Below are 22313 nucleotides of genomic sequence, written 5' to 3'. Positions count from 1 at the left end.
AGTGTTGAATTTGTGGCAGCGATCGCTTTTTCTAACAAGTATGTTTTGTCTTCTAGGTGTGCAAGCGGTATGGGCAGAGAATGCCAGTGTGGTTACAATCGATGCCTGCAGCGGAGAATGCCAACGCGCGGAGCCGTCAACTGTTGCCACACCAGCACGATTACAACAAAAGCAAATTCCCATCCGTCGGGTGGGAGATTTAGAGAAGGTTTCTAAGCGTGTGGTAGATCTGTTTGCTCAACAGACAACTACCCCAGCAATCATCCAAATCACAGGAGTAAAAGCCAATCCTACCGACAAGGGTGTGGAGGTAATTTTAGAAACAGATCAAGGGCAACAACTGCAAGTCATAAATCGCAGTACTGGTAATAATTTTATTGCTGATATTCCTAACGCACAGTTGCGTTTACCATCGGGTGATGCTTTCACATTTCGTTCCGAAAAACCACTTACGGGAATTACTGAAATAGCAGTTACAAATACTGATGTAAATACTGTTCGCGTAAAGGTGGTAGGTGAGAAAGCTTTGCCAACGGTTGAGTTATTTGATGACAAGGTAGGGCTGGTTTTTGAGATTACTTCTGCTGCAACAGCAATGCAGCCACCAGAACAGCAAGAAACACCACAACCAGAGGAAACAATAGCCCAGGAAGATGAGCCAATTGAGTTAGTGGTGACAGGAGAACAAGATGGGTATAACGTACAAGAGTCAACAACGGGAACAAGAACTGATACACCTTTGCGTGATGTTCCCCAATCGATTCAGGTAGTACCACAACAAGTACTGCGCGATCAACAAATTAACCGCTTAGATGATGCCCTGAGAAACGTTCCCGGTGTCACTCAAGATTTTAACTCTGGCCCTTCCCTTACCTATAGAATTCGTGGATTTGAGGCATTGAATAATAACTTGCTCAGAAATGGACAAGTTGACGCGGGGGCTGGAGAATCTGTTGAACTTTCCAGTGTTGAACGAGTTGAAGTTCTCAAAGGCCCAGCATCCGTGCTATTTGGCTTAGGTAATCCAGGCGGAAGCATCAACATAATTACTAAACGTCCTTTGAGTGAACCTTTTTATGCTATTGATGCAACTGTTGGTAATTATAGTTTCTACAGAGGCGCAATTGACTTATCAGGGCCGTTAAATGACTCAAAAACTGTATTGTATCGCTTCAATACAGCCTACAGAAATTCAGGTAGTTTTATTGATTTCTACAATAGTGAACACTTCAATATATCACCTGTCGTCAGTGTGGCGATCAGTGAAAGAACTAACTTGACTTTAGACGGAGACTATATCTATACAAGAGATTCTGGATTCACACCTTTCGTACCCGTCGTTGGCTCTGTACTATCTAACCCCAATGGTAAAATTCCCCGTCATCGCAACGTTGGTGAACCATCCGATGAAATAAACGCATCATTGACAAGGCTGGGATACCAACTAGAACACAAATTTAGCGATAATTGGTCATTACGTAGTGCTTTTCTCTACAATTTTCGTGATTACAGTGACAAAAGAACGCTTCCCGGAGCATTGCAAGCAGATAGCCGTACCCTGAATCGTTCCTACCGAGAATTCGACTTTGAAAGCACGTCTTATAATCTAAGTACAAATGTTGTTGGCAAGTTTTCTACTGGTTCAATTGGGCATCAACTACTATTTGGGGTTGATTTGAATAGTTATGAGAACAAAGTGCCAAGTTTTAGAAGTGCTACGGCTGCACCACTTGATATCTTCAATCCTGTTTACGGTCAATTACCAGGTGAGCTTGGTGATGAATTTATTAACACAACACTCACCAACTCATTAGGAATTTATTTGCAAGATCAAATTTCATTGACAGATAACTTCAAGGTGCTACTGGGTGTGAGATTTGATGCTTTTGATCAAAAATCGGAAGATTTCTCTGCTAACACAGAAAGCAACTTGTCTGATAGTGCATTTAGCCCTCGGTTTGGAATTGTTTATCAACCTATCCCTGCTATTTCGCTGTATGCCAGCTATGTCAGTTCATTTACTCCTGGCAGCGGTGTATTTCTTTTTGGCGGCAGTCTGGACAATAACATTGAGCCAGAACGCGGTAGACAGTATGAGGTTGGGGTGAAAGCAGATTTAAGCGATCGCCTTTCAGCAACACTGGCATTCTATAATTTAACTCGTACTAATGTCTTAACAGAAGATCCGGATAATCCAGGGTTTCAAATCCAAACTGGTGAGCAAAATAGCCAAGGTATTGAACTGAGTTTGACGGGTCAAATTTTGCCAGGATGGAATATTTTTGCAGGCTACGCCTATACCGATGCCCGCATTACTGAAGATAATACTTTTGAAGTTGGAAACCAATTGCCCAATACCCCATATCATTCTTTTAACTTATGGACAACCTACGAAATTCAAATGGGTGAATTACAAGGTTTAGGCTTTGGTTTAGGTTTGTTTTTTGTCGGCGATCGCGCTGGAGATTTGGACAATACTTATGATATACCTAGCTATCTTCGGACTGATGCAGCTATTTTCTATAACCGAGATAGATTTAGAGTAGGACTCAACTTTAGAAACCTATTTGACATAAGCTATTTTGAAAATGGATCTAGTGCTACTCGTGTTAACTATGGGCAACCTTTTACGGTTTTAGGAACAGTTTCCTGGCAGTTTTAATAATTGAGAAATCATGCAATATTTTTTGCGTTGGCTAATATTGGGTATTTTCGGATTTACTTTAGTTACAGCCTATAGTCATCACACATCCCAAAATATATCCTCTCCCTCTAGATTACCAGCCGCACAATGTCGCATGGTTAAACATACAATGGGGAAAACTTGTGTTCCTATTAACCCTCAGCGTGTTGTCACTTTATCTTTAGCTACTTTAGGCAATGTATTGGCACTTGGTGTTAAACCCATCGGTACTACCAACGAAGTTCAGATAGAAAACAACTCTTTGACATACCTTCAAGAAAAAACAGAGGGAATAAAACTCATCGGTATTTCTCAACCGAATTTAGAAGCAACATTACTACTTAAACCAGATTTAATTATTGGTGTAGATTGGTTCAAACCAATTTATCCTTTATTATCCAAAATTGCTCCTACTGTCTTAGGTGAGCTTGATTACTCCACCTGGGAAAAGCACCTGAGTTTTGTGGCTGAAGTATTAGGAAAGCAAGAAACTGAAAAAGCACTTTGGCAACACTATTATCAGCGCATAGAAGAACTAAAACAAGCATTAGGTAATCGCTATCAAGACAAAAAAATATCTTTTATATATATCGGGCGCAACCAAATAAACATTGATGCCAAAAACTCTTATGCTGGCTCAATTATCAGTGATGTTCATTTACAACGTCCAGCCTCACAAAATGTTGACGCGCCCTATGGAGCTTTCCCTATTTCCCTAGAGGAATTAAAAAAAGCAGATGGCGATATTTTATTTGTGACAACTTTTTCCAAAATTGGCAAGGAATTCCTTGAAAAAAAACAACAAGAGCCTCTTTGGAAAACCCTGAAAGCTGTACAGGAAAATCACGTTTATTATGTTGATTTTATGTCATGGGCTGCGTCAAATATGCTTGGAACTGATGCAGTAATTGACGACCTTTTCAAATATCTGGTCAACACACACTAAAACTATATCTGAACATATAAGTGGTTAGGCAAAATTTTTCTCTTTCCCAGGCTGGAGCCTGGGAAACCATCATTGAGGCTCCGCCTCCTTTTCAGGCAGAGCCTTCCAATTTTCATCACCATACAGAGCATGGTGATGAGAAAAATAGACTTGTGTATACACGGTAGCTTACCAAAGGCAGGGTATACGTCTCCAAATTATGGGCACAATAAGCAAAGTTATCTCAGAAGCGATCGCATTCATGCAACTTTAGCATTTATTACCAAACTCGTATCAATGTCAGAACTAAAGCCCTAAGCGCTCCATTCGAGAACTTAAATTATACGTTACTTGAAATCACCTAAAAGTTATCAATACATCAAAGCAGTCTTCCGTTTTTAATTGAGAAATAGTATCATTAAGTCTAAAGCTAGCAAGCACCAGCTATGACGATCGCACTCACATTACGCGAAGATGAGGAACTTTGGCATGAAGCAGCACAGAATAGTCTGCAACCTTCATTTATAGAACCGTTTGAATCCTATTCTGAAATGCCTAGTTTCTTGGGAAGTGGCTATCGTAAAGAGATTGAACTGCATCCTGAACTTTGGCTGACGATTGTTGATTGTGAGTTACGTGATGATTATCTACTCAAACGTCCATCTTCCAATCATCCCTTGCAACTTGGTGTATTGCTTTCTGGGATCATTAAAGATGATGATTGTGGATGGATTGGGGAAAAAAATACGTTTATTTCTGGGGGTGGAATCCAACGGAAGATGAAGGTAAAGTCTTTTCAATCTCCCCGGATGGTTGGCATTGACATTGAGATGTCACCCGATTTATTGGCAATTTTTTTCCCTGACAAAGATGGAGGCATTCCCCCAGAGTTAAAGTTATTGGCAAAGGATAATGATTGGCAAACTCTAATTTATCCAGAAATGACTCCATCAGTGCGATTTTTGACACAACAAATCTTTAATTGTCCCTATCAAGGAATCACAAAACGAATTTATTTACAAGCGAAAGTGCTAGAGTTAATCGCTTTACAAATATCTCCTATCCTCACGGGTGGAGATTTTCCCCAAGCATCACCATTAAAATCGGATACTGTTGCTCGGATTCATCATGCCAAACAAATTATTCTTTCTCGCTTAGAAAATCCTCCCTCGTTAATAGAATTAGCTGCATTGGTGGGGGTGAGTGATAGAACTCTCCGCCGAGGATTTCGAGAGTTATTTAGCACAACTGTATTCGGTTATCTCACTCAAAAGCGGATGGAGAAAGCCGAGCAATTTTTGCGCGGAACTAATATGACAGTTGCCGAGGTTGCAAATCTTGTAGGTTATACTCACCTCGGACACTTTGCCGCAGCCTTTAAGCGCAGATATGGCATTACGCCCAGAGAATGTTTGTTGGGTAAAAAGTCCGTATCGGGACTGTGATGCCGTTTGAGGATAGACTTGACTAACTATACTCTTCTACACTCTGGTTTATGCAATCAAGAAATATACGCAATAAATAATATTGTTAATTGTGTGGGGAGTGGTATGAAAAGTTGGCGATCGCTCAACGCTTATCTTTCGTTGGTGGTGAGTACAGTAGGAATCATCACTGCTATATTTGCTCAACCTGTGCAAGCATTAGAATTAGGAAAAAAGCAGAACACAGTTGTAACGAGAATTAAAAGAGTCAGTGAAACCGAGTTTCCTGCTACTAGCGTCAAGGATTTACTTTCTCAATCACCAAAGGCTGAAATTATAGCAATCACGGGAGTGAAAGCAAATCCCACAGACAAAGGTGTAGAGGTGATTTTAGAGACAACTCTTGGAGAGCAACTACAAGTCACAAATCGCAGTACAGGTAATAATTTTATTGCAGAGATATCTGGCGGGCAATTGCGTTTACCATCGGGAGAGGCTTTCACGTTTCGCTCGGAGAAACCCATTGCGGGAATTACTGAGATAACAGTTGCGAATGTTGATACAAATACTGTCCGAGTGACAGTGATAGGTGAAACGGCTTTGCCCACAGTTGAGTTATTTGATGATAATGTCGGGCTGGTTTTTGGAATAACTTCACAGCCAACGGCAACGCAGCCACCCCAGCAACCAGAAACACCCCAAGCCGAAGAAAAGCCAACTGAGACACCGCCAACAGAAGCAGCGCAGGAAGATGAGCCAATTGAGTTGGTGGTGACGGGTGAGCAAGATGGGTACCGGGTGCCGAATGCGAGTACTGCGACGCTGACGGATACACCGATTCGAGATATTCCCCAGTCGATTCAGATTGTACCCCAGGAAGTATTGCGCGATCGCAATGCCCAAACAGTGTTTGAGGCAGTGGAAACCGTTAGTGGTGTTCTTGATGGTTCAAGCAATTATGGCGCGCCTGGTGGAGCTAACATCATCAGAGGATTTAATTCATTTGATTCAGGAAGTTTACGAAACGGTTTTCGAGATTATGATTACTATTCCGTGTCATCAATTGGGACAATTGAGCAGGTAGAAGTACTCAAAGGCCCAGCCTCAGTTCTATTCAGCAGTCAGGAACCTGGTGGAGTTATTAATATTGTCACCAAGAAGCCCCTAAGTACACCTTTTTATAATGTCGCATTTGAAGCAGGTAACTATGGATTCTATCAACCAAGTATTGACTTTTCTGGCCCATTGACAACAGATGGCAATGTGTTGTATCGATTTATCGCCAGCTATCGGGGTGCTGGAGGTTATCAGGATTTCTTTAACTCAAGTACAACTACAATTGCGCCTTCAATTACCCTGAAATTAGGAGATCGGACAGATCTGAATTTATCTTATGAATATGTTAGATATTTTGCAGATGCACCACAATTTGAAGTTCCGTTACTTAGCGATGGTAGCTTACCGCCTCGAAATTTTTATCCTGCTTATCCTGATTTAGTCTTATCAGATATCACAACCAACAGAATCGGCTACACTTTAAACCACAGATTTAGTGAAAATTGGCAAATTCGTAATAATCTGGCAATTGTTCTGAATCAGAGGGTTCTAAATCGAGTCATTTTTGGCACAGTCGTTGATGAGCGCATTTTAACAGACGCATTTGCTGAAGAATCTAGCTCTTATGCAGACAACTATTTTGGGCAGATTGACTTGCTTGGAAAGTTTAATACTGGATCAATTTCCCACCAACTTTTAGCAGGCTTTGATGTTAACTACCTTGAAGGTGGATTTCGATCTGATGGTGCCACCACAGTACCTGATTTAGATATTTTTAACCCAAACTACGATATTCCGAAACCTGAATATTTACCAGGTTTTGCAGCTGATGATTGGAGTAAAAATTACGGATTCTACCTTCAAGATCAAATTGCTTTTAGCGATAACTTGAAGCTACTAATTGGTGGCCGCTATGATTGGGTATCTTCTGAGTATGAAATACTAGGTAATGATATTGATGAGCAAGTAGAAGATAATGGTGCCTTCAGCCCCCGGATTGGTTTAGTGTATCAACCCAGTGACACTGTTTCTCTCTACGCTAGCTACAGTCGCTCCTTCAAACTAAGCCCTGGATATTTAAAAAATCCAGATGGGAGAGGATTTGAACCAAGCAGGGGAACTCAATATGAAGTTGGTGTAAAAACAGACTTTTTAGACCGAAAGCTTTCGGCAACCCTAGCCGCTTATCATATCACCAAAACAAATGTGACTACTCCCGATCCCAACGATCCTAGCTTCTCTATTCAGACTGGAGAAGTTAGGAGTCAAGGAATTGAGTTGGATGTTGCAGGTGAGATTTTGCCCGGTTGGAAAATTATTGCCTCTTATGCCTATACCGATGCAGAAGTCACCGAAGATAACACTATTCCTGTTGGCAATCAATTGGAGAGTGTACCATTTAATCAAGCCAGCCTTTGGACAACTTATGAAATTCAGAAAGGCAATTTAAGAGGCTTAGGGTTTGGTTTAGGATTGTTTTATATTGGCGATCGACAGGGCGATCTGGCAAATTCGTTTGAACTACCCAGTTACTTACGTACCGATGCAGCACTTTACTATCGTCGAGACGGGTTTGATGCAGCGATTAACATTCGCAACCTGTTTGATATAGACTATGTCAACTATTCCGCCGGAAGGTTCGTTCAGAGGGGTGCGCCGTTTACAATCATTGGCTCAATTGGTTGGACATTTTAACTTTTGGGCAGTCAGATTAAGCATCAGTTCACATCATGCCCCAAACAGTTTGATTTTATCTGCAACCGAAAAACGAGCGTAATGAAAAAACAGTCATACCGTCTAATTAAGCCATTTTTACTAATGGCTTTTTCTTTACTTGTAATTACAGCTTGTTACCAACCTGTCATCCAAACATCTCATCTCTCCTTGAAGCCTGCTGTTGAGTGTCGAGTCATTCAGCACAAATTTGGCGAAACCTGTGTTCCACTTAAACCACAGCGTATTATTGCATTAGCTCCTCGCGAAACACTCGATCCCTTGCTCGCTCTCGGTATCAAGCCCATCGGTTTTGCATCCTACAATAGCGGAGGAAAAGAAGGTCTTTTTGGTGTATCTTTTGAAGAGGTTAAAGGAACTAAGAATGTCGGGGACTCATTGCAGCCTTCATTAGAAAAAATTTTGATGCTCAAACCCGATTTGATTTTATCCTCAGATTTCGGCAACGCTCATCAAAAATATAAGTTATTATCAGCGATCGCACCTACTGTTTCAGTCCCGAATGATGCTGACATCCCAGCTATAGATTGGGAAAACAAAACTTACTTTAAAGAAAATCTTCGATATATTGCCAAATTAATTGGTCAAGAAATAAAAGCAGAGGAAGTTTTAAATAAATACCAAAAACGAACTGAAGAATTGAAGAAACGTTTAGGAAACCAGTTACAGCAAATAGAGGTTTCCGTAATTTTTTATGGTGAGGGTTATATTTGGACAATTGCTAAAAGCGATACCATTTCTCATGTTTTAACTGATATTGGGCTACGTCATAAATTTGTACCTCGTGGCGAGTGGAATCTCAGTATTGAAACCATCAACAAATACGATGCTGATGTCCTATTTATTGTTGATGTTGACAAGCGATCGCCAAGCTTTTATTTCCAAAACCCCATGTTTAGCAGTCTAAAAGTAGTCAAAAACAATCGAGCTTATGTTGTCAGTCAAGAAAATTGGCGAGGCTTCGGTATATCAGGAGCTAATAAGATATTGGATGACTTGTTTAAATACTTGCCGGAAGCTACATGAGAAATCCTGTTCTAGCCAAAACAAAAGATGGTTTGTCTTGTGGCTGATGAATTAAAGCCTATCCTACCGAAGACAATTCTAGTCATTGGTTTTTGATTCTTAACCAATGACCAAAACCTAATCCAACTCTCGCCTTCCTTCCAAAGCTCGTGCTAGCGTTACCTCGTCGGCGTACTCCAAATCTCCACCTACAGGTAAACCAAAAGCAATCCGCGTCACCTTGGTAAATGGCTTGAGTAACTGACCGATGTATAGTGTTGTTGTCTCCCCTTCTACGCTGGGACTAATTGCCAAAATTACTTCTTGTGGCTTTTGCTGACTGACTCGTTGTATCAGAGGCTGGACAGTGATTTGTTCTGGCCCTATGCCATCTATGGGAGAAATTACTCCACCTAATACATGATACTTGCCTTTGTACTCTCTGGTTTTTTCTAAGGCAATTACATCACGAGAATCTGCCACGACACAAATAGTTTTGTTATCACGGCTGGGGTTGCGGCAAATTTCACAAACAGGTTCAGCAGAAAGATGAAAGCACTCTTTACACAAGCCTATTTGTTTTTTGGCTTCTATTAAAGCTTGTGCCAAAGCCTGTACTTCTGTTTCTGGACGTTTCAAGATGTGCAGCGCCAGCCTTTGGGCAGTTTTAGGGCCAACTCCTGGCAAGCGTTGCAATTGCTCGATTAACCGTGCTAAAGGACGTGCGTAAACCGTGGTTTTATCTCCAGTATGTTCTTACCTTAACTATGATGACATTCTTGCAGAATTTTGGGTGTTGTGCTGAATTTCAGTATTAATCCTAATGTAGAGACGCAATACATCGCGTCTCTACTCAGGCAATTACGCAGGATGAAATTGACACAATAACAACCCAAACCATTGATTTTCGTCAGTCCACACTTTTCGTGGAATCAAGCCTTTAGCTTTCAGATCCTGTTGAATAGAGTTGAGGTTGAATTTGCGGGAAATTTCAGTACGGATAGTTTCGTCTGATTCAAAATTTACTTTGAGTTTGAGAGCACTTAATTCGACAGTTTGCGATCGCTCACTTTTTAGATGCATCTCAATTTGATGTGCAGTTTCGTTATAAAATGCCCAGTGGGTAAACTGCGTCGGATCAAAATTGCCTGCAAATCGCCAATTTAGATGCTCAAGCATATTCAGGTTAAAAGCAGCCGTCACTCCTTGAGCGTCGTTATAAGCAGCCTCTAAAATATGTTTTGGCTTTTGCAAGTCTATTCCCAACAGGAAATACTCTCCTGCCTGCAAGGCTGCTGTGATTTGAGACAAGAAAACATTACACTCTTGAGGATGCAGATTACCTAAAGTACTACCGATAAAACAAATCATCCGAGTTGGTAATTGTCTGGGTTCGAGTTGAGAAAGCGCCAACTCATAGGTTCCTGCTAATGCATAAACTTGGAGTGAAGGATAATCACCTAGCAGTTGTATGGCACTGCTTTCCAGCATACCTGCACTCACATCAATGGGAAGATAGCGCAGAGGTAATCCTTGCTGTTGGTAAGCATCTAACAAAAGACGAGTTTTAGTTGAGCTACCACTACCTAGTTCAACTATTTCACAAGCACCAGTTATTGCAGCAATTTCGCAGGCACAATTTTGTAAAATTTTTGTCTCTGTTCGAGTCAGATAATATTCTGGTAATTCACAGATTTGCTCAAATAACTCAGAACCGCGATCGTCGTAGAAATAACGTGGTGGTATAGTTTTAGGTGTCTGAGCTAATCCTTGAACCACATCACTTCCAACACCAGAAGAAATAATCAAAGTTGGTTCTAGCAAACGTTGTATTTGTAAGCGGTTTTCTATGCTGTGTTGAGAACTAATACCGCTGTTGCCAGGTTGAGATCTTGTCATTACTCCTCCGTTAGCTTGGTTTGGCAGGATGCTTAAGGATTGCAAACCTCAAACCAGAAATAGTGAAACATAAAGCCATATTTGATAACATCACGCCTGAGCTAGATTTATTCAGCGCTATACTTATCTTTTCGGATCTTCCAATTAAATAGGCAAAGATTTGTGATTTCTGCTGGTTAGTAGATTGATAGTTAGTGATTAGTAGTTAGTAGTTAGTAGGGGAGGCAGCGCGTTGCGGAGCCAGTGTGTTGCGGAGCCAGTGTGTTGCGGAGCCAGTGTGTTGCGGAGCCAGTGCGCCCTTGCGGGTTAAGCGCGTTGTAGCACCTGGCGTCGGGTTAAGCGCGTTGTAGCGACTGCCGTGCGGGTTTTATTGATGATCTTTGGGTTAAAACCGACAATTTATCTTCTAAACTCGCCCATACAGTAGTTAGTGGTTCTCCCCATCTTCCCTATCCCCTATTCCCCATTTTTGGCACAGCGAAACCCTGCCAAAATTTGGCGCACACCAGGATGATACCAGTTACGAAAGCTACCTCGTAGCGCCCAGGGACGGGTTGCCCAACTACCACCTTTTAAAACGTGATGCTGATGGTCAAAATAAACTTGCGAGTAACCAATGTAAGGGTAATACTGAAAGCCTTCGTAGCCATCAAACCAGGTAGCTGTCCACTCCCAGACATTACCTAAAGTATCGTACAAACCATAGGCGCTTTGTCCACTAGGATAAGCATCCACTGACGTAGTTTTACCAATTTCTGTATCATGATTGCAATATTTAGGTTTTGGTTCTTCATCCCCCCAAGGATAGGTGCGACGATGGTTAGCTTTTGCATCCCAAACTACAGCTTTCTCCCATTCAGCTTCTGTGGGTAAACGCTTACCGACAAATTGTGAGTAGGCTTGTGCTTCGTAACAACTAACACCACAAACTGGATGACTATCAAAGGCTGGATTGTCACACCAATAAAGAGGCTGCATTACTTTCTGTGTTTGCAACCATTCCCAACCAGCTTTTGACCACCATTGTGGATTATTGTAACCTCCTGCTTCCATGAATACTTGATAGTGCGCGCAAGTCACAGGGTAACGGTCAATTAAATAAGTGTCGAGATATACACGATGTGCAGGACGCTCATTATCTAATGCATCTGGCGAGTCGTTACCCATCTCAAATTCACCACTGGGAATTTGGATCATCTCAACGGGAGGGGTGCAAGGGTATAAGAGTGTAGGGGTGTAGGGAAATTGTTTGATACTTGATTGTTGCCTCTTGCACATTTCCAGCACAAAGCAAATAATCTCACTATGCTGGCTTTCATGCTGAAGCAAAAATCGCCAAAGACTTTCTTCTGCTTCTAAATCAGCTATTTCCAGGTAATTTAACACTTTGTCTCTAACTGTGTCTAAGTAATAACGAATTTCCTCTAGATTAGGTAATTTGACACGTTCTGATTTCGGTAAACCATCAGCTGCAAATAGCTTCCGATATTGTGGAAACATACAGGGCAATCCAGCACTGCGTTCTAGTATCCATAAAGACTCTGTGTAAACAATATGTCCTAAGTGCCAACCAACAGGGCTAAAGTCATGATGGGGCTGACAACAGAAGGTTGCTTCGTCCATTGTCTCGAACAAGCTAAGAGTTTTGGTGCGGCACTGAATAAAGGCACGAGTAAATATTTTTTTTAGATCAGATTTGTTCAATTCGGATATCACAGTCTTTTCCTATACTAATAATGCTATTTTCTGGACAAGAATTCCAATTTCCCGCAAACAGAGGTTCTGATGCAATAATGGCAGCATTGGGGAAATTTGAATCGTTAGCTGTCCAATAAAGAGAAGGAACTGGTGACTTTGTACCAAAGCGAGAAGCGACGAGGCGATCGCCATCGCTGATAACTAAATTGGCATAAACATAGGTTTGATAACTTTGTGCCATTTCTGTCAGTTGCAGCAATGTTGCGTGTAAAGCCTGTTCCAGGCTTTTGCCAGGGTTAGCTTGCCACTGAGACAACACTAGAGCAAAAATATGTTCGGAATCAGTGGTTCCACCAAGCCATTGATAAATTTCATCGTTTAACTGATTGCGAATTGGGCGATATAATGTTTGCCGAAATTTGTTGATACGACCATTGTGAATGAACAATAGGTTTTGATACTGAAATGGCTGAGAATTACTAAAATCTAAAGCTTGACCTGGTGTAGCACTGCGAATATAAGCAAGTATGCATTTCGACTCCACATAGCGGCTCAGACTGGGCAGGTTAATATCATTCCAAATTGGTAATGTGTTTTTGTAAATAAAAGGTTCAATATCTTTTTGTAGATGATACCAGCCGACACCAAAACCATCAGCATTTACTACCCCAGAAAGCATCTCGCGGGGTTGATAGCTCTGGATAATGAGCGAGTGTTCTGGTTTATATAACAGAGGTTCCAAAGATACGGGTGAACCAAAGTAGGCGAGTAGACGGCACATAGTTAAGGAATTTGCTCCCGAATAGTTTAGATAATAAGCTTGTAGTCTGAGAATTCCCTGAAAATTATATAAATTTACTCATTGTTTGTGCTTGCTTGCTGATTGTTTTTAGAAGTAAAAATAGAAACCTAGTAGCAGTCTCTGTAAAAATCATCTGGGCATAGTAAGCGATCGCATTGATTCCAATTACTGCACTGCTTTTGTTGATGTCATCACTATCCTTTATTAAATCTTTAGCTAATTCACAATGTCATTCCAGTAGTCCAGTAGGGGAGCCAGTGCGTTGGGGAGGCAGTGCGCCCTTGGGGGTTCCCCCCGTTGTAGCACCTGGCGTCGGGTTAAGCGCGTTGTAGCGACTGTCGTAGACACGTAGACACGGTAGATGCAAAGCAGCTACTTCCACCAAGTCGCTACGCGCAAGAGCGTAGGTACGGCGTATCCGTTGGTAGTAGATAAGCGAAAGTAAGGGTTCCCTGACTTGGGGCGACTGCCGTCACCTGGCGTTGTGTTACGGCTATGCAAGGACTTGAGAGTTTAAGAATGTGGGAGAATTAGCCGTAACGCACCACAATTGTGCGGACTGCAACCATCTCCACGACTGAAGGCTCAAACTATTGCTCGTATTCATCATGCCAGGGAAATTTTATTGGCACATTTGGAGACTCCGCCCTCATTGCTAGAATTGGCACAAATTGTCGGGGTGAGCGAGCCTCTTTCAGAGGAGCAACGCTTACGCACTTTGCGTTATGGATTTCCAGAATTATTTGGGACAACTGTCTTTGGTTATCTCACTGATAAATGCATGGAACAAGCAAATCAACTTTTGCGCTTTGGGAAGCTGAAGTTGCAAATTTGAGCGGTTATTCTCAGCCAGGAAGTTTTACTACTGTTTTTAAAAGGAAGTTTGGCATTACACCCAGTGAATGCTTGTCAGGAAAAAAGAATATTTTACAAGCATAATGCCAAGGTTTAGCCGTGCTGCTCAAGTCGCTCGGCAATCCATACTTTTATGATTGATTGTCGGGTTACACCTATTCGCGCAGCTTCTCGGTCAAGTGCTTCAATCATCCATATTGGAAAATCAACGTTTACCCGTCGTTGCTCATAACCTGGACGACGAATCGTGTTCAGATCCAGGTACGCAGTAACGTCCTCGCCTGCATCAAATTTTTCATCAAACTCTTCAGCCTTCATATAATTTTACCTCTTCATCTCTTGCTCGGCGTACTGAAATAATTCGCATTCGCTCTGATCTATATGTGATGACGGCAGCCCAATGCTTTTGGTTTATCTGCCCAATTACGAGAAATCTAGGCTCCTCAACAACACGAGCAGCAATTTCTACCCTGTTAGTATCTAGCCATAGCTCTTGTGCCTCAATGAAATCAATACTGTGTTTTACTTTATTTGAGCTACTTTTTCCCTCATCAAATTCAAATCCATAAGAGCAAGAGCATTACAGCCTTTAGTCTAAAAAGGTATATTTAATATACTATTTATATTCTATTTGAGCAAAATTGTCTGATAGATTATTCCCAACCAGGAAGTTTTGCTGCCATTTTCACAAGAAAATTTGGCATTACGCCCAGTGAGTGCTTGTCAGGGAAAAAGAATATTTTTGGCGGATAGTGCCGTTTTGCAGAGTTTTATCACAGTCAACTTCATGAGATAATTAAGAATCTTTCTTATTTAAAGATGACATCGTTTTATCTTGTCGCCATTTCTAGCATCTATGCGATCGCTAATGACTGTCACATTTTCACAATCAGGATACAAGAGGCAACCATGAGCATCCTACCCATTATGGGCTTTGCATTCTAGATAATTGCAATAAAGTGCCTTTGTCCTAACCATATATTAGCTAGATAATGAAATTAATTATCATTAAACTATGACAAACATTTTTACACCAGCACATTGGGATGAACTGTGCCAACAAACTTTTTATCAATCAAAGGGTTTTGAAGCTATCTATCAAGGGAAGATTCCAGATATTTGCAATTCCTATGACTGGTGTGTACAGTTGCGCGGTGGATTATCTGTTTGTGTATACGAGATAGAGATATTTGATGATCTTGTGTGGATTCGCGATAGGTCGGATGATTATCTATTTGGGTTAAGTTTTTTTCTCTCTGGAAAAGTGAGAATCCAGCGCCACGGTTTAACTGATGAGATGACGAACCAGTAGGAAAGTACTATTCAGAATGTCACTACGACATCAAAGAAACTGAATGGTGGAAAGCAGGAGAGAAATTTTCAAGAATTTATTTGGAAATTGAACCACAGGAATTTTTTCAAAGTTTTGGCGAAGAAGATTTAGAACAAGTACCAATCTTCCTGCGTCAAGCAGTAACTGATAGTAAGGTGCAGCCTTATTATCGTCAAGGGGAAATCACACAGCAAATGTGGCTAGTGTTGTGTAATATTCTACAATGTCCCTATCAAGGCTTGATGAAGCGAATGTATCTGGAAAGTCAGGCAATGGAATTGATTACGCTTTATTTCCAGCAATTTCAAGAGCAGGAAATACACGATCATGGTTTTCCAGGGAGGAAGTTGAGAGATGTTGACAGAATTTACCAAGCTAAGGATATTTTGCTGAGTAATTTAGAGAATCCACCCAGCCTAATAGAGTTAGCACGAGAAGTAGGGCTAAATGAATTCAAATTGAAGCGCGGGTTTCGCCAAGTTTTCGGGACATCTGCGTTCAAATATTTGCACGACTATCGCCTAGAAAAAGCACGACAACTTTTAGCATTAGGAGAAATGAAAGTTGAAGAAGTGGCATTAAGGGTAGGTTTTGATAGTCGTAGTTACTTTGCCTCAGCTTTCCGTAAAAAATTTGGTTTGAATCCCAAACAATATTTTCAACATCGTCAAAAATCCCTCTAGCGTTCAGAAAAAATCCCTCTAGCGTTCAAATAGAAAATCTGAATCCCCTATGATACATACACCGTCAGATTAGTTAAGAAATTTTCTTAATACTGCAAGTGGTGTGAGGGAGTGTAGGTGGATAAATGAAATTAGATAAATTGTTTCAAAGCCTGCTGCTAACAAGCGCGATCGCTTTTTTGTTCAGCACTGCTGCCAAAGGAGAGGATGTTCCAGAAGTTAACAAAAACATTCCCCAACTAAACGAAATTGTCCTTCCTGCGACAAATGCTCAAATGTTGGTAGAACAATCCGCACCAAGCGATACTCAGAATCAAGAGGGTATTGTGCTAATTACGGGAGTAAAAGCTAATCCCACCGAGCAGGGTGTGGAGGTAATTTTAGAAACAACCCTTGGGACTCAACTGCAAGTCACAAATCGCAGTACGGGGAATAATTTTATTGCAGATATACCTGGAGCGCAGTTACGTTTACCGTCGGGTGAAGCGTTCACGTTTAAATCAGAAAAACCAATTGCGGGAATTACTCAAATCACAGTTACAAATATTGATGCGAACACTGTGCGAGTGACAGTGGTGGGTGAAAAGGCTTTGCCCGCGGTTGAGCTATTTGATGATAATGTCGGGCTAGTTTTTGGTATAGCTTCACAGGCAACAGTAACGCAGCCACCCCAACAACCCGAAACACCGCAAACCGAAGAAAAGCCAGGTGAGACACCGCAAGAGGAGCCGACAACACAGCAAGATGAGCCGATTGAGTTGGTAGTAACGGGAGAACAAGATGGGTATCGCGTGCCGAATACCTCAGTCGGAACTAGAACCGATACGCCCTTGCGCGATATTCCTGCTTCTATTCAAGTCATCCCTCAACAGGTGCTAGAGGAACAACAAGTTAACACCTTAAATGAAGCCCTGCGAAATGCTCCTGGTGTAGTTCAAACTAACCCTGACTCCACCCCGTCATTTACTGGGGCAACGATTCGAGGATTTGGGGTTGGGGAAAACGGAACAAACATCACCAGAAATGGATTGTCACTAGGATTGTATAATGAAGCGACAGGAATTTTCTCCAACATTGAACGGGTCGAAGTTCTGAGAGGACCTGCTTCAGTTCTTTTTGGTACGGGCGATCCTGGCGGTACGATTAATATTGTCACTAAGCAACCCCTCCGCGATCCCTTCTACTCAGTTGAAGCGTCTGTTGGTAGCTATAACTTTTACGGAGGGGCGATCGATTTAACAGGTCCCTTGAATGACTCCAGGACAATACTTTACCGATTGAATGCCGCCTATGAAAATGCTGGCACCTTTGTTGAGCGTATTGGGGCTGAAACGTCAGCCGTTGCAGGTGTCTTGAGCTTTGAACTTGGCGAAAACACCGATTTATCGTTGAATGCGGAGTATGTCAGGATCAATCAGCCTACTTCTTCTGGTCTCCCCCTCAGAGGATCAATATTGCCGAACCCAAATGGAGAAATTCCCCGCAATCGTAATTTTGCACAAGAAGGCAGTGAGTACAGTCCAGAGGTTTTTACAGTTGGATATGACCTGGAGCATCGCTTTAATGAAAACTGGTCGTTGAGAAATGCTTTTAATTTTATAGACTTCACCTATCGAATCAGAGGCGGGGGTTTTGTTAGCCTTGACCCCGATCTGAGAACGGCACAGACTCTTATTGACGAGCGTTCTGATGCCAGGAGCCAATCCTTCGATCTCGTCACAAATGTTGTCGGTCGGTTCTCCACAGGAGATATTCAGCATCAGCTTCTACTGGGTGCCGATTTGAGACGAGTTGAAGACAGGTTCTCTAGCAATGGGGGTTTTCGAGGAAGACCCATTGATATTTTTGACCCAGTTTACAGTTCGGAAAGGTTTGAGCCATTTTTTACACCTGGCGAATTCGCTACATTGACTGATTCACTGGGGATTTATATCCAAGATCAAATCACTATTGCAGAAAACCTCAAGTTGCTACTGGGCGGTCGATTCGATGCCTTTGAGCAAACTGACAAAGATCTGCTTGCTGGTACTGAAACCCCTCAATCAGGAAGTGCTTTTAGTCCCCGTCTGGGCATTGTCTATCAACCCATTAAGCCAATTTCTCTCTACGCCAGCTACAGTCGCTCCTTTACTCCCACCATTGGTAGATCCCGTAATAACGAGCCATTTGAGCCAGGACGCGGTACCCAATACGAAATAGGGGTGAAAGCAGATATTAACGACAAACTCTCGACCACGTTGGCACTATACGATCTCACCCGCACGAATGTGAACACGGCTGACCCAGATGATCCTAACTTTGAAATTCAGACAGGGGAGCAAAATAGTCGCGGAGTAGAGCTATTTGTTTCTGGAGAAATCTTACCCGGATGGAATATCATTGCAGGCTATGCCTATACTGACGCGCAGATTACGCAAGATAATACCTTTCCAGTGGGTAACCGGATCAATAATGTTCCTCAGCACAGTTTCAATCTCTGGAGCAGCTATGAAATTCAGAAAGGTGAGCTACAAGGGCTTGGGTTTGGTTTGGGCTTTTTCTATGTGGGCGATCGCCAAGGAGATTTAGACAATTCGTTTACTTTACCCAGCTATCTTCGCACGGATGCTGCCATCTTTTACAAGCGTGGGCAATTCAGAGCCGCGCTGAACTTCAATAACTTATTTAATGTGGACTATTTTGAAACGGGTAATGGCGATCTGGGTATTTCTCCAGGAGAGCCGTTTACCGTTCGAGGAACGGTGTCATGGCAGTTCTGAGAATGCGATTTCGGGTACGCCATTTACTACTGGCAATTGCAATTGCTGCAATGTTTTTAACGACAACTTGCTATCAATTTGTCAGTCAAAAATCTCATCCCTGTTTGAAGCCTTCTGTTGAGTGTCGAGTCATTCAGCATGAATTTGGCGAAACCTGCGTCCCAATGAAACCACAACGGATTGTTGCATTAAGCCCTGACAGAAACCTCGATCCTCTAATCGCTCTCGGTATCAAGCCAATCGGTTACACAGCTGATAACGTGGGGGGAAAAGAAATTATTGGTAGCGTCTCACTTGATGACGTTAAAGGAGTTACGAATGTTGGGAAGTCAGATCAGCCTTCATTAGAAAAAATTTTTGTACTCAAACCGGATTTGATTTTAGCAACAAAGCACCATCCATATAAATTATTATCTGCGATCGCACCCACTGTTCCAGTACCCCATGATCAGTCAGTGAATGAAGCATTATTTAAGCAGGATCTTCGATATGTAGCCAAAGTACTTGGTGAAGAAGCAAAAGCAGAGGAAGTTTTAAGTCGATACTACAGACGAATTGAAGACTTTAAGAAACGCTTAGGAAACCAGTTGGAACAAATAGCAATTTCCGTGATTTATTATGCTAGTGGTTATGTTTATATGCCTATGAAAAACGGTGATGCAAGTGCTGACGTTCTAATTGATACGGGACTACGCTACAGACGTGCAGTTCCTGGTAAGACCTCCAGTATCGAAACTATTGAAGACTACAACACTGATGTTTTATTCATCATCAATATTGAACGAAAACCACTCAGCTTTTTTCTTCAACATCCCCTATTTAGTCGTCTGAAAGTATTCCAAAACAACCGAGTTTATCTTGTGGATTTGGAAAAATGGGATACAAGAGGTATTCTAGGAGCGAATAAAGTATTGGATGATTTGGAAAAATATCTCGTTAGCCTTCCTTAATCTCATGACTAAACCGACTCTTTTTATCTGTCAATCTTGCTGTTTTTCTGAAGATCACCCTGAAGGGCAACCTGCCGACGGTGCCATTCTCCTCCAACAACTCCAAACCTATCAGTCCACCCATCCCGAACTTAACAACATCCAAACTCAACCCGTCGGTTGCCTCTGGGATTGCGGTCGTGCCTGCGTTGTCGCCTTCTCTGCCCCCCGTAAACCCACCTACCTCTTTAGCACCATCTCTCCAGAATCTGCCCTGGTACTCCTACAATTTGCCCAACAATATAGCCACAGCAAAACAGGCAACATTCCCTATGAAAAAATTCCTGAAGGATTAAAAGAAGTAGCCATTGCGAAAATTCCCGCCACTACACGCAATGCACTTTAGAGTTAGTAGCAGGGGTGCAATTAACCTAAAAAATCATGAGCAACTCAGTATCTCGTTGGATAAAGCTATTTCTATTAATAGCTTTGATATTGCCTTTGGTTACAAATTGTGCCAAACCTTCCATCGAGAATAATCTTACTTTAATCCAGCAGCAAGGTGCAACTATAGAATGTCGAATAATTAAACATAAGTTTGGCAAAACCTGTGTCCCACTAAAACCACAGCGTATTGTTGTACTAGATCCTCACGCCACACTCGATTCCCTGGTTGTTCTCGGCATCAAACCAGTTGGTTTTGCGTCGTTTGATCACATCAATGGAAAAGAAGTGATTCATGGTGTATCACTTGATGATATTAAAGAAGCTAACAGTATTGGGAATGCACAGCAGCCTTCGTTAGAGAAAGTTTTGCTGCTCAAGCCGGACTTGATTTTAGCAACAGAAGACAATCCGTATCAGTTGTTGACAGTGATCGCACCCACTGTCCCAGTGCCTCCTCCGAATCTTGAGCTGCCAAGGAATGAAGCTTTCTTTAAGGAAAATCTTCGTTATGTAGCCAAAGTACTTGGTGAAGAAGCAAAAGCAGAGGAAGTTTTAAGTCAATACCAAAACAGAATTGAAGACTTGAAGCAAGGCTTAGGAAACCAGTTGGAACAAATAGAAGTTTCCGTGATTTATTATGCTAGTGGTCTTGTTTATACACCTGCAAGAAAATATGATGCAACTGCTGATGTTTTAGTTGATACGCAGCTAGACTATAAACTTCCACCTGCTGGCAAGACCTTTAGCATTGAAACCGTCGATGAATACGATGCTGACATCTTAATTTATTATTAATGTTGAACGAAAACCACTAAGCTTTTTTCTTCAACATCCCATATTTAGTCGCCTAAAGGCAGTCAAAAACAATCGAGTTTATCTTGTGCCTTCACAAAGATGGGACACAAGGGGTATTGTAGGAGCAAATCAAATATTGGATGAGTTGTTTAAATACTTGCCTGTCAGCGATCAGTGACAGTTAACTTTCAAGCGCTTCCAACCAAGCATCCAGACCATACTAGTAAAATCAAGCAACGCTACTCTACCTTGAAGTCACGCAAAGCCCGTCTACACCGAGATTTTCCAATTATACTAGCGGGAGGGATTCGACATGCGATCGCACTTATTGAGGTAATTACCCCACCCGTCGAGTTAATAGACGAAGGATTAAGCTGGCAAGCTTACATTTCTCGTCCTCTTTGTTCTCCTTCTGCCAAAATATACCGTTATCTTCGTGTTTCTTTAAGTGTAATTCCTTACATTTCCTTTACCTACTGTTGACTTTTACCCTCAAATTTGTACACCATAATTGCGCTCGTGTTACCCTACTAAGAGCGCTGGGCTCACCACAACGCACTGGCTCCCCTACTAACCACTAACCAATGACTAATGATTAACTCGCCGCTTTTGAGAATTTTCTGAGTTGGTATTAGTAGTAGATGAAGGTTCATCGGTTCCCAAAATATTGTGTATGTCTTTTAGGGAACCAGGCTTTACGGCTGCCTCTTGTGGTGATTCGTCCTCAGAATCAATCAAATCTTCTACTTGGCAATTCAAAGCTTTGCAAAACTTAATAATTCGTTCTATTTGTTCTGTTCCTGTTCTGCCACTCTCCCAATTTTGGATCGTGCTTTCCGTCACGCCTACAAGACGTGACAACTCCAATTGGGTTAATCCTGCCTTCTCACGTAGAAAAGCAATCCTTGGTCTTACCTTTTTCACATTTACAGCACTTTTGCTTCACTTTCTAGTCGTAGATCCTAACATCAAAAAAATCTAGCGCCCAAAGATTTTAACCAAGCTCTTGACTACACTGAAATTGTTTGGTTAAAAGTATTGTGTGTATTTCTCCTCATTACTTTAAAACAGAAAGAAGCAAGAGGGTCAATCTGAGAGTAGATAAAGTACAAAAAATCATCTTCCAAAAAATTTTCAGTTCAATCCGGAATGATTAGATTTGACTTTGTAGCTCTCATTAACGAACAACAGAGAGGCACCTAAACAAAACTCCCCAAGGTCAAAAATAAATACCTGTTGAAGGAGTTAAAGGTTCCATCCTCTGAAAAACAACACACAACACACAG

General features: G+C 41.7%; 20 protein-coding genes and 2 pseudogenes. 14 read left to right on the top strand and 8 right to left on the bottom strand.

Features of this window, described 5'->3' with window-relative positions; all coding sequences use genetic code 11:
• The first annotated feature begins 40 nt into the window (after positions 1-40).
• From U2718_RS27710 to U2718_RS27690, 5 genes are all read left to right on the top strand, one after another.
• Positions 41-2662 carry a TonB-dependent siderophore receptor gene (locus tag U2718_RS27710; RefSeq protein WP_411813379.1) on the top strand — a complete coding sequence of 874 codons (2622 nt, stop codon included), beginning with the start codon at positions 41-43 and terminating at the stop codon, positions 2660-2662.
• 13 nt (positions 2663-2675) lie between these two features.
• A complete protein-coding gene (locus U2718_RS27705; RefSeq protein ID WP_341997903.1) occupies positions 2676-3629 on the top strand; it encodes an iron-siderophore ABC transporter substrate-binding protein in 954 nt (317 codons plus the stop codon).
• A 425-nt stretch (positions 3630-4054) separates the two neighbouring features.
• The gene (locus tag U2718_RS27700) at positions 4055-5053 is read left to right on the top strand and encodes an AraC family transcriptional regulator (protein ID WP_341997901.1); all 999 of its coding nucleotides are present in this window, start codon (positions 4055-4057) and stop codon (positions 5051-5053) included.
• 105 nt (positions 5054-5158) lie between these two features.
• Positions 5159-7783, top strand: a complete 2625-nt coding sequence (locus tag U2718_RS27695; RefSeq protein WP_341997899.1) for a TonB-dependent siderophore receptor — start codon at positions 5159-5161, stop codon at positions 7781-7783.
• An 81-nt stretch (positions 7784-7864) separates the two neighbouring features.
• Complete coding sequence (locus U2718_RS27690; protein WP_341997897.1) at positions 7865-8848, top strand: iron-siderophore ABC transporter substrate-binding protein; 984 nt, start codon at positions 7865-7867, stop codon at positions 8846-8848.
• A gap of 117 nt (positions 8849-8965) precedes the next feature.
• Here the strand turns inward: U2718_RS27690 and recR are convergent, their stop codons facing one another.
• The 5 genes from recR to U2718_RS27665 all read right to left on the bottom strand — a co-directional run bounded on the left by recR (position 8966) and on the right by U2718_RS27665 (position 13608).
• Positions 8966-9523 (bottom strand): recombination mediator RecR, encoded by a 558-nt coding sequence (gene recR / locus U2718_RS27685; protein WP_289788142.1) that lies wholly within the window; start codon positions 9521-9523, stop codon positions 8966-8968.
• Between the two features lie 165 nt (positions 9524-9688).
• Positions 9689-10726 carry an L-histidine N(alpha)-methyltransferase gene (gene egtD, locus U2718_RS27680; RefSeq protein WP_341997894.1) on the bottom strand — a complete coding sequence of 346 codons (1038 nt, stop codon included), beginning with the start codon at positions 10724-10726 and terminating at the stop codon, positions 9689-9691.
• Between the two features lie 456 nt (positions 10727-11182).
• Positions 11183-12442 (bottom strand): ergothioneine biosynthesis protein EgtB, encoded by a 1260-nt coding sequence (locus U2718_RS27675; RefSeq protein WP_341997892.1) that lies wholly within the window; start codon positions 12440-12442, stop codon positions 11183-11185.
• Positions 12417-13205 carry an ergothioneine biosynthesis protein EgtC gene (gene egtC / locus U2718_RS27670; RefSeq protein WP_341997890.1) on the bottom strand — a complete coding sequence of 263 codons (789 nt, stop codon included), beginning with the start codon at positions 13203-13205 and terminating at the stop codon, positions 12417-12419. The genes U2718_RS27675 and egtC overlap by 26 nt, the downstream gene beginning before the upstream one ends.
• A gap of 250 nt (positions 13206-13455) precedes the next feature.
• Entirely contained in the window at positions 13456-13608 is a 153-nt protein-coding gene (locus U2718_RS27665) for a hypothetical protein (protein WP_341997888.1), read from the bottom strand.
• Positions 13609-13788: 180 nt separating this feature from the next.
• Between U2718_RS27665 and U2718_RS27660 the strand changes: the two are divergent.
• A pseudogene (locus U2718_RS27660) lies at positions 13789-14165 on the top strand (helix-turn-helix transcriptional regulator); the annotation flags it as partial.
• Between the two features lie 9 nt (positions 14166-14174).
• On the opposite strand, the gene brnA reads toward U2718_RS27660, so the two are convergent.
• On the bottom strand, positions 14175-14399 hold the full coding sequence (brnA, locus tag U2718_RS27655; protein ID WP_341997886.1) for a type II toxin-antitoxin system BrnA family antitoxin: 225 nt from the start codon (positions 14397-14399) through the stop codon (positions 14175-14177).
• Positions 14389-14625, bottom strand: a pseudogene (locus U2718_RS27650) (BrnT family toxin); the annotation flags it as partial. The pseudogene U2718_RS27650 and the gene brnA, both read right to left, overlap by 11 nt.
• A gap of 275 nt (positions 14626-14900) precedes the next feature.
• Here U2718_RS27650 and U2718_RS27645 point away from each other — a divergent pair.
• The 8 genes from U2718_RS27645 to U2718_RS27610 all read left to right on the top strand — a co-directional run bounded on the left by U2718_RS27645 (position 14901) and on the right by U2718_RS27610 (position 21510).
• Positions 14901-15026, top strand: coding sequence for a hypothetical protein (locus tag U2718_RS27645; RefSeq protein ID WP_341997884.1), 126 nt, complete (start codon positions 14901-14903; stop codon positions 15024-15026).
• Positions 15027-15096: 70 nt separating this feature from the next.
• Complete coding sequence (locus U2718_RS27640; protein ID WP_341997882.1) at positions 15097-15393, top strand: hypothetical protein; 297 nt, start codon at positions 15097-15099, stop codon at positions 15391-15393.
• An 80-nt stretch (positions 15394-15473) separates the two neighbouring features.
• Complete coding sequence (locus U2718_RS27635; protein WP_341997880.1) at positions 15474-16097, top strand: AraC family transcriptional regulator; 624 nt, start codon at positions 15474-15476, stop codon at positions 16095-16097.
• A gap of 125 nt (positions 16098-16222) precedes the next feature.
• Positions 16223-18856, top strand: coding sequence for a TonB-dependent siderophore receptor (locus U2718_RS27630; RefSeq protein WP_341997878.1), 2634 nt, complete (start codon positions 16223-16225; stop codon positions 18854-18856).
• Complete coding sequence (locus U2718_RS27625) at positions 18844-19806, top strand: iron-siderophore ABC transporter substrate-binding protein (RefSeq protein ID WP_341997876.1); 963 nt, start codon at positions 18844-18846, stop codon at positions 19804-19806. The genes U2718_RS27630 and U2718_RS27625 overlap by 13 nt, the downstream gene beginning before the upstream one ends.
• Before the next feature lie 4 nt (positions 19807-19810).
• Positions 19811-20191 carry a DUF1636 domain-containing protein gene (locus tag U2718_RS27620; RefSeq protein ID WP_341997874.1) on the top strand — a complete coding sequence of 127 codons (381 nt, stop codon included), beginning with the start codon at positions 19811-19813 and terminating at the stop codon, positions 20189-20191.
• A gap of 35 nt (positions 20192-20226) precedes the next feature.
• A complete protein-coding gene (locus tag U2718_RS27615; protein ID WP_341997872.1) occupies positions 20227-21027 on the top strand; it encodes an ABC transporter substrate-binding protein in 801 nt (266 codons plus the stop codon).
• Between the two features lie 174 nt (positions 21028-21201).
• Positions 21202-21510 (top strand): hypothetical protein, encoded by a 309-nt coding sequence (locus tag U2718_RS27610; RefSeq protein ID WP_341997870.1) that lies wholly within the window; start codon positions 21202-21204, stop codon positions 21508-21510.
• Between the two features lie 105 nt (positions 21511-21615).
• Here the strand turns inward: U2718_RS27610 and U2718_RS27605 are convergent, their stop codons facing one another.
• Positions 21616-21951: a helix-turn-helix transcriptional regulator gene (locus U2718_RS27605; protein ID WP_341997868.1), complete on the bottom strand. Its 336-nt coding sequence runs from the start codon at positions 21949-21951 to the stop codon at positions 21616-21618.
• Positions 21952-22313 lie beyond the last annotated feature (362 nt).

The sequence above is a fragment of the Chlorogloeopsis sp. ULAP02 genome (assembly GCF_038404745.2).
Classification (GTDB): Bacteria; Cyanobacteriota; Cyanobacteriia; order Cyanobacteriales; family Nostocaceae; genus Chlorogloeopsis.
Note: the sequence above shows the minus strand (reverse complement) of the source record. Positions and strands in the feature narration are given on the sequence as shown.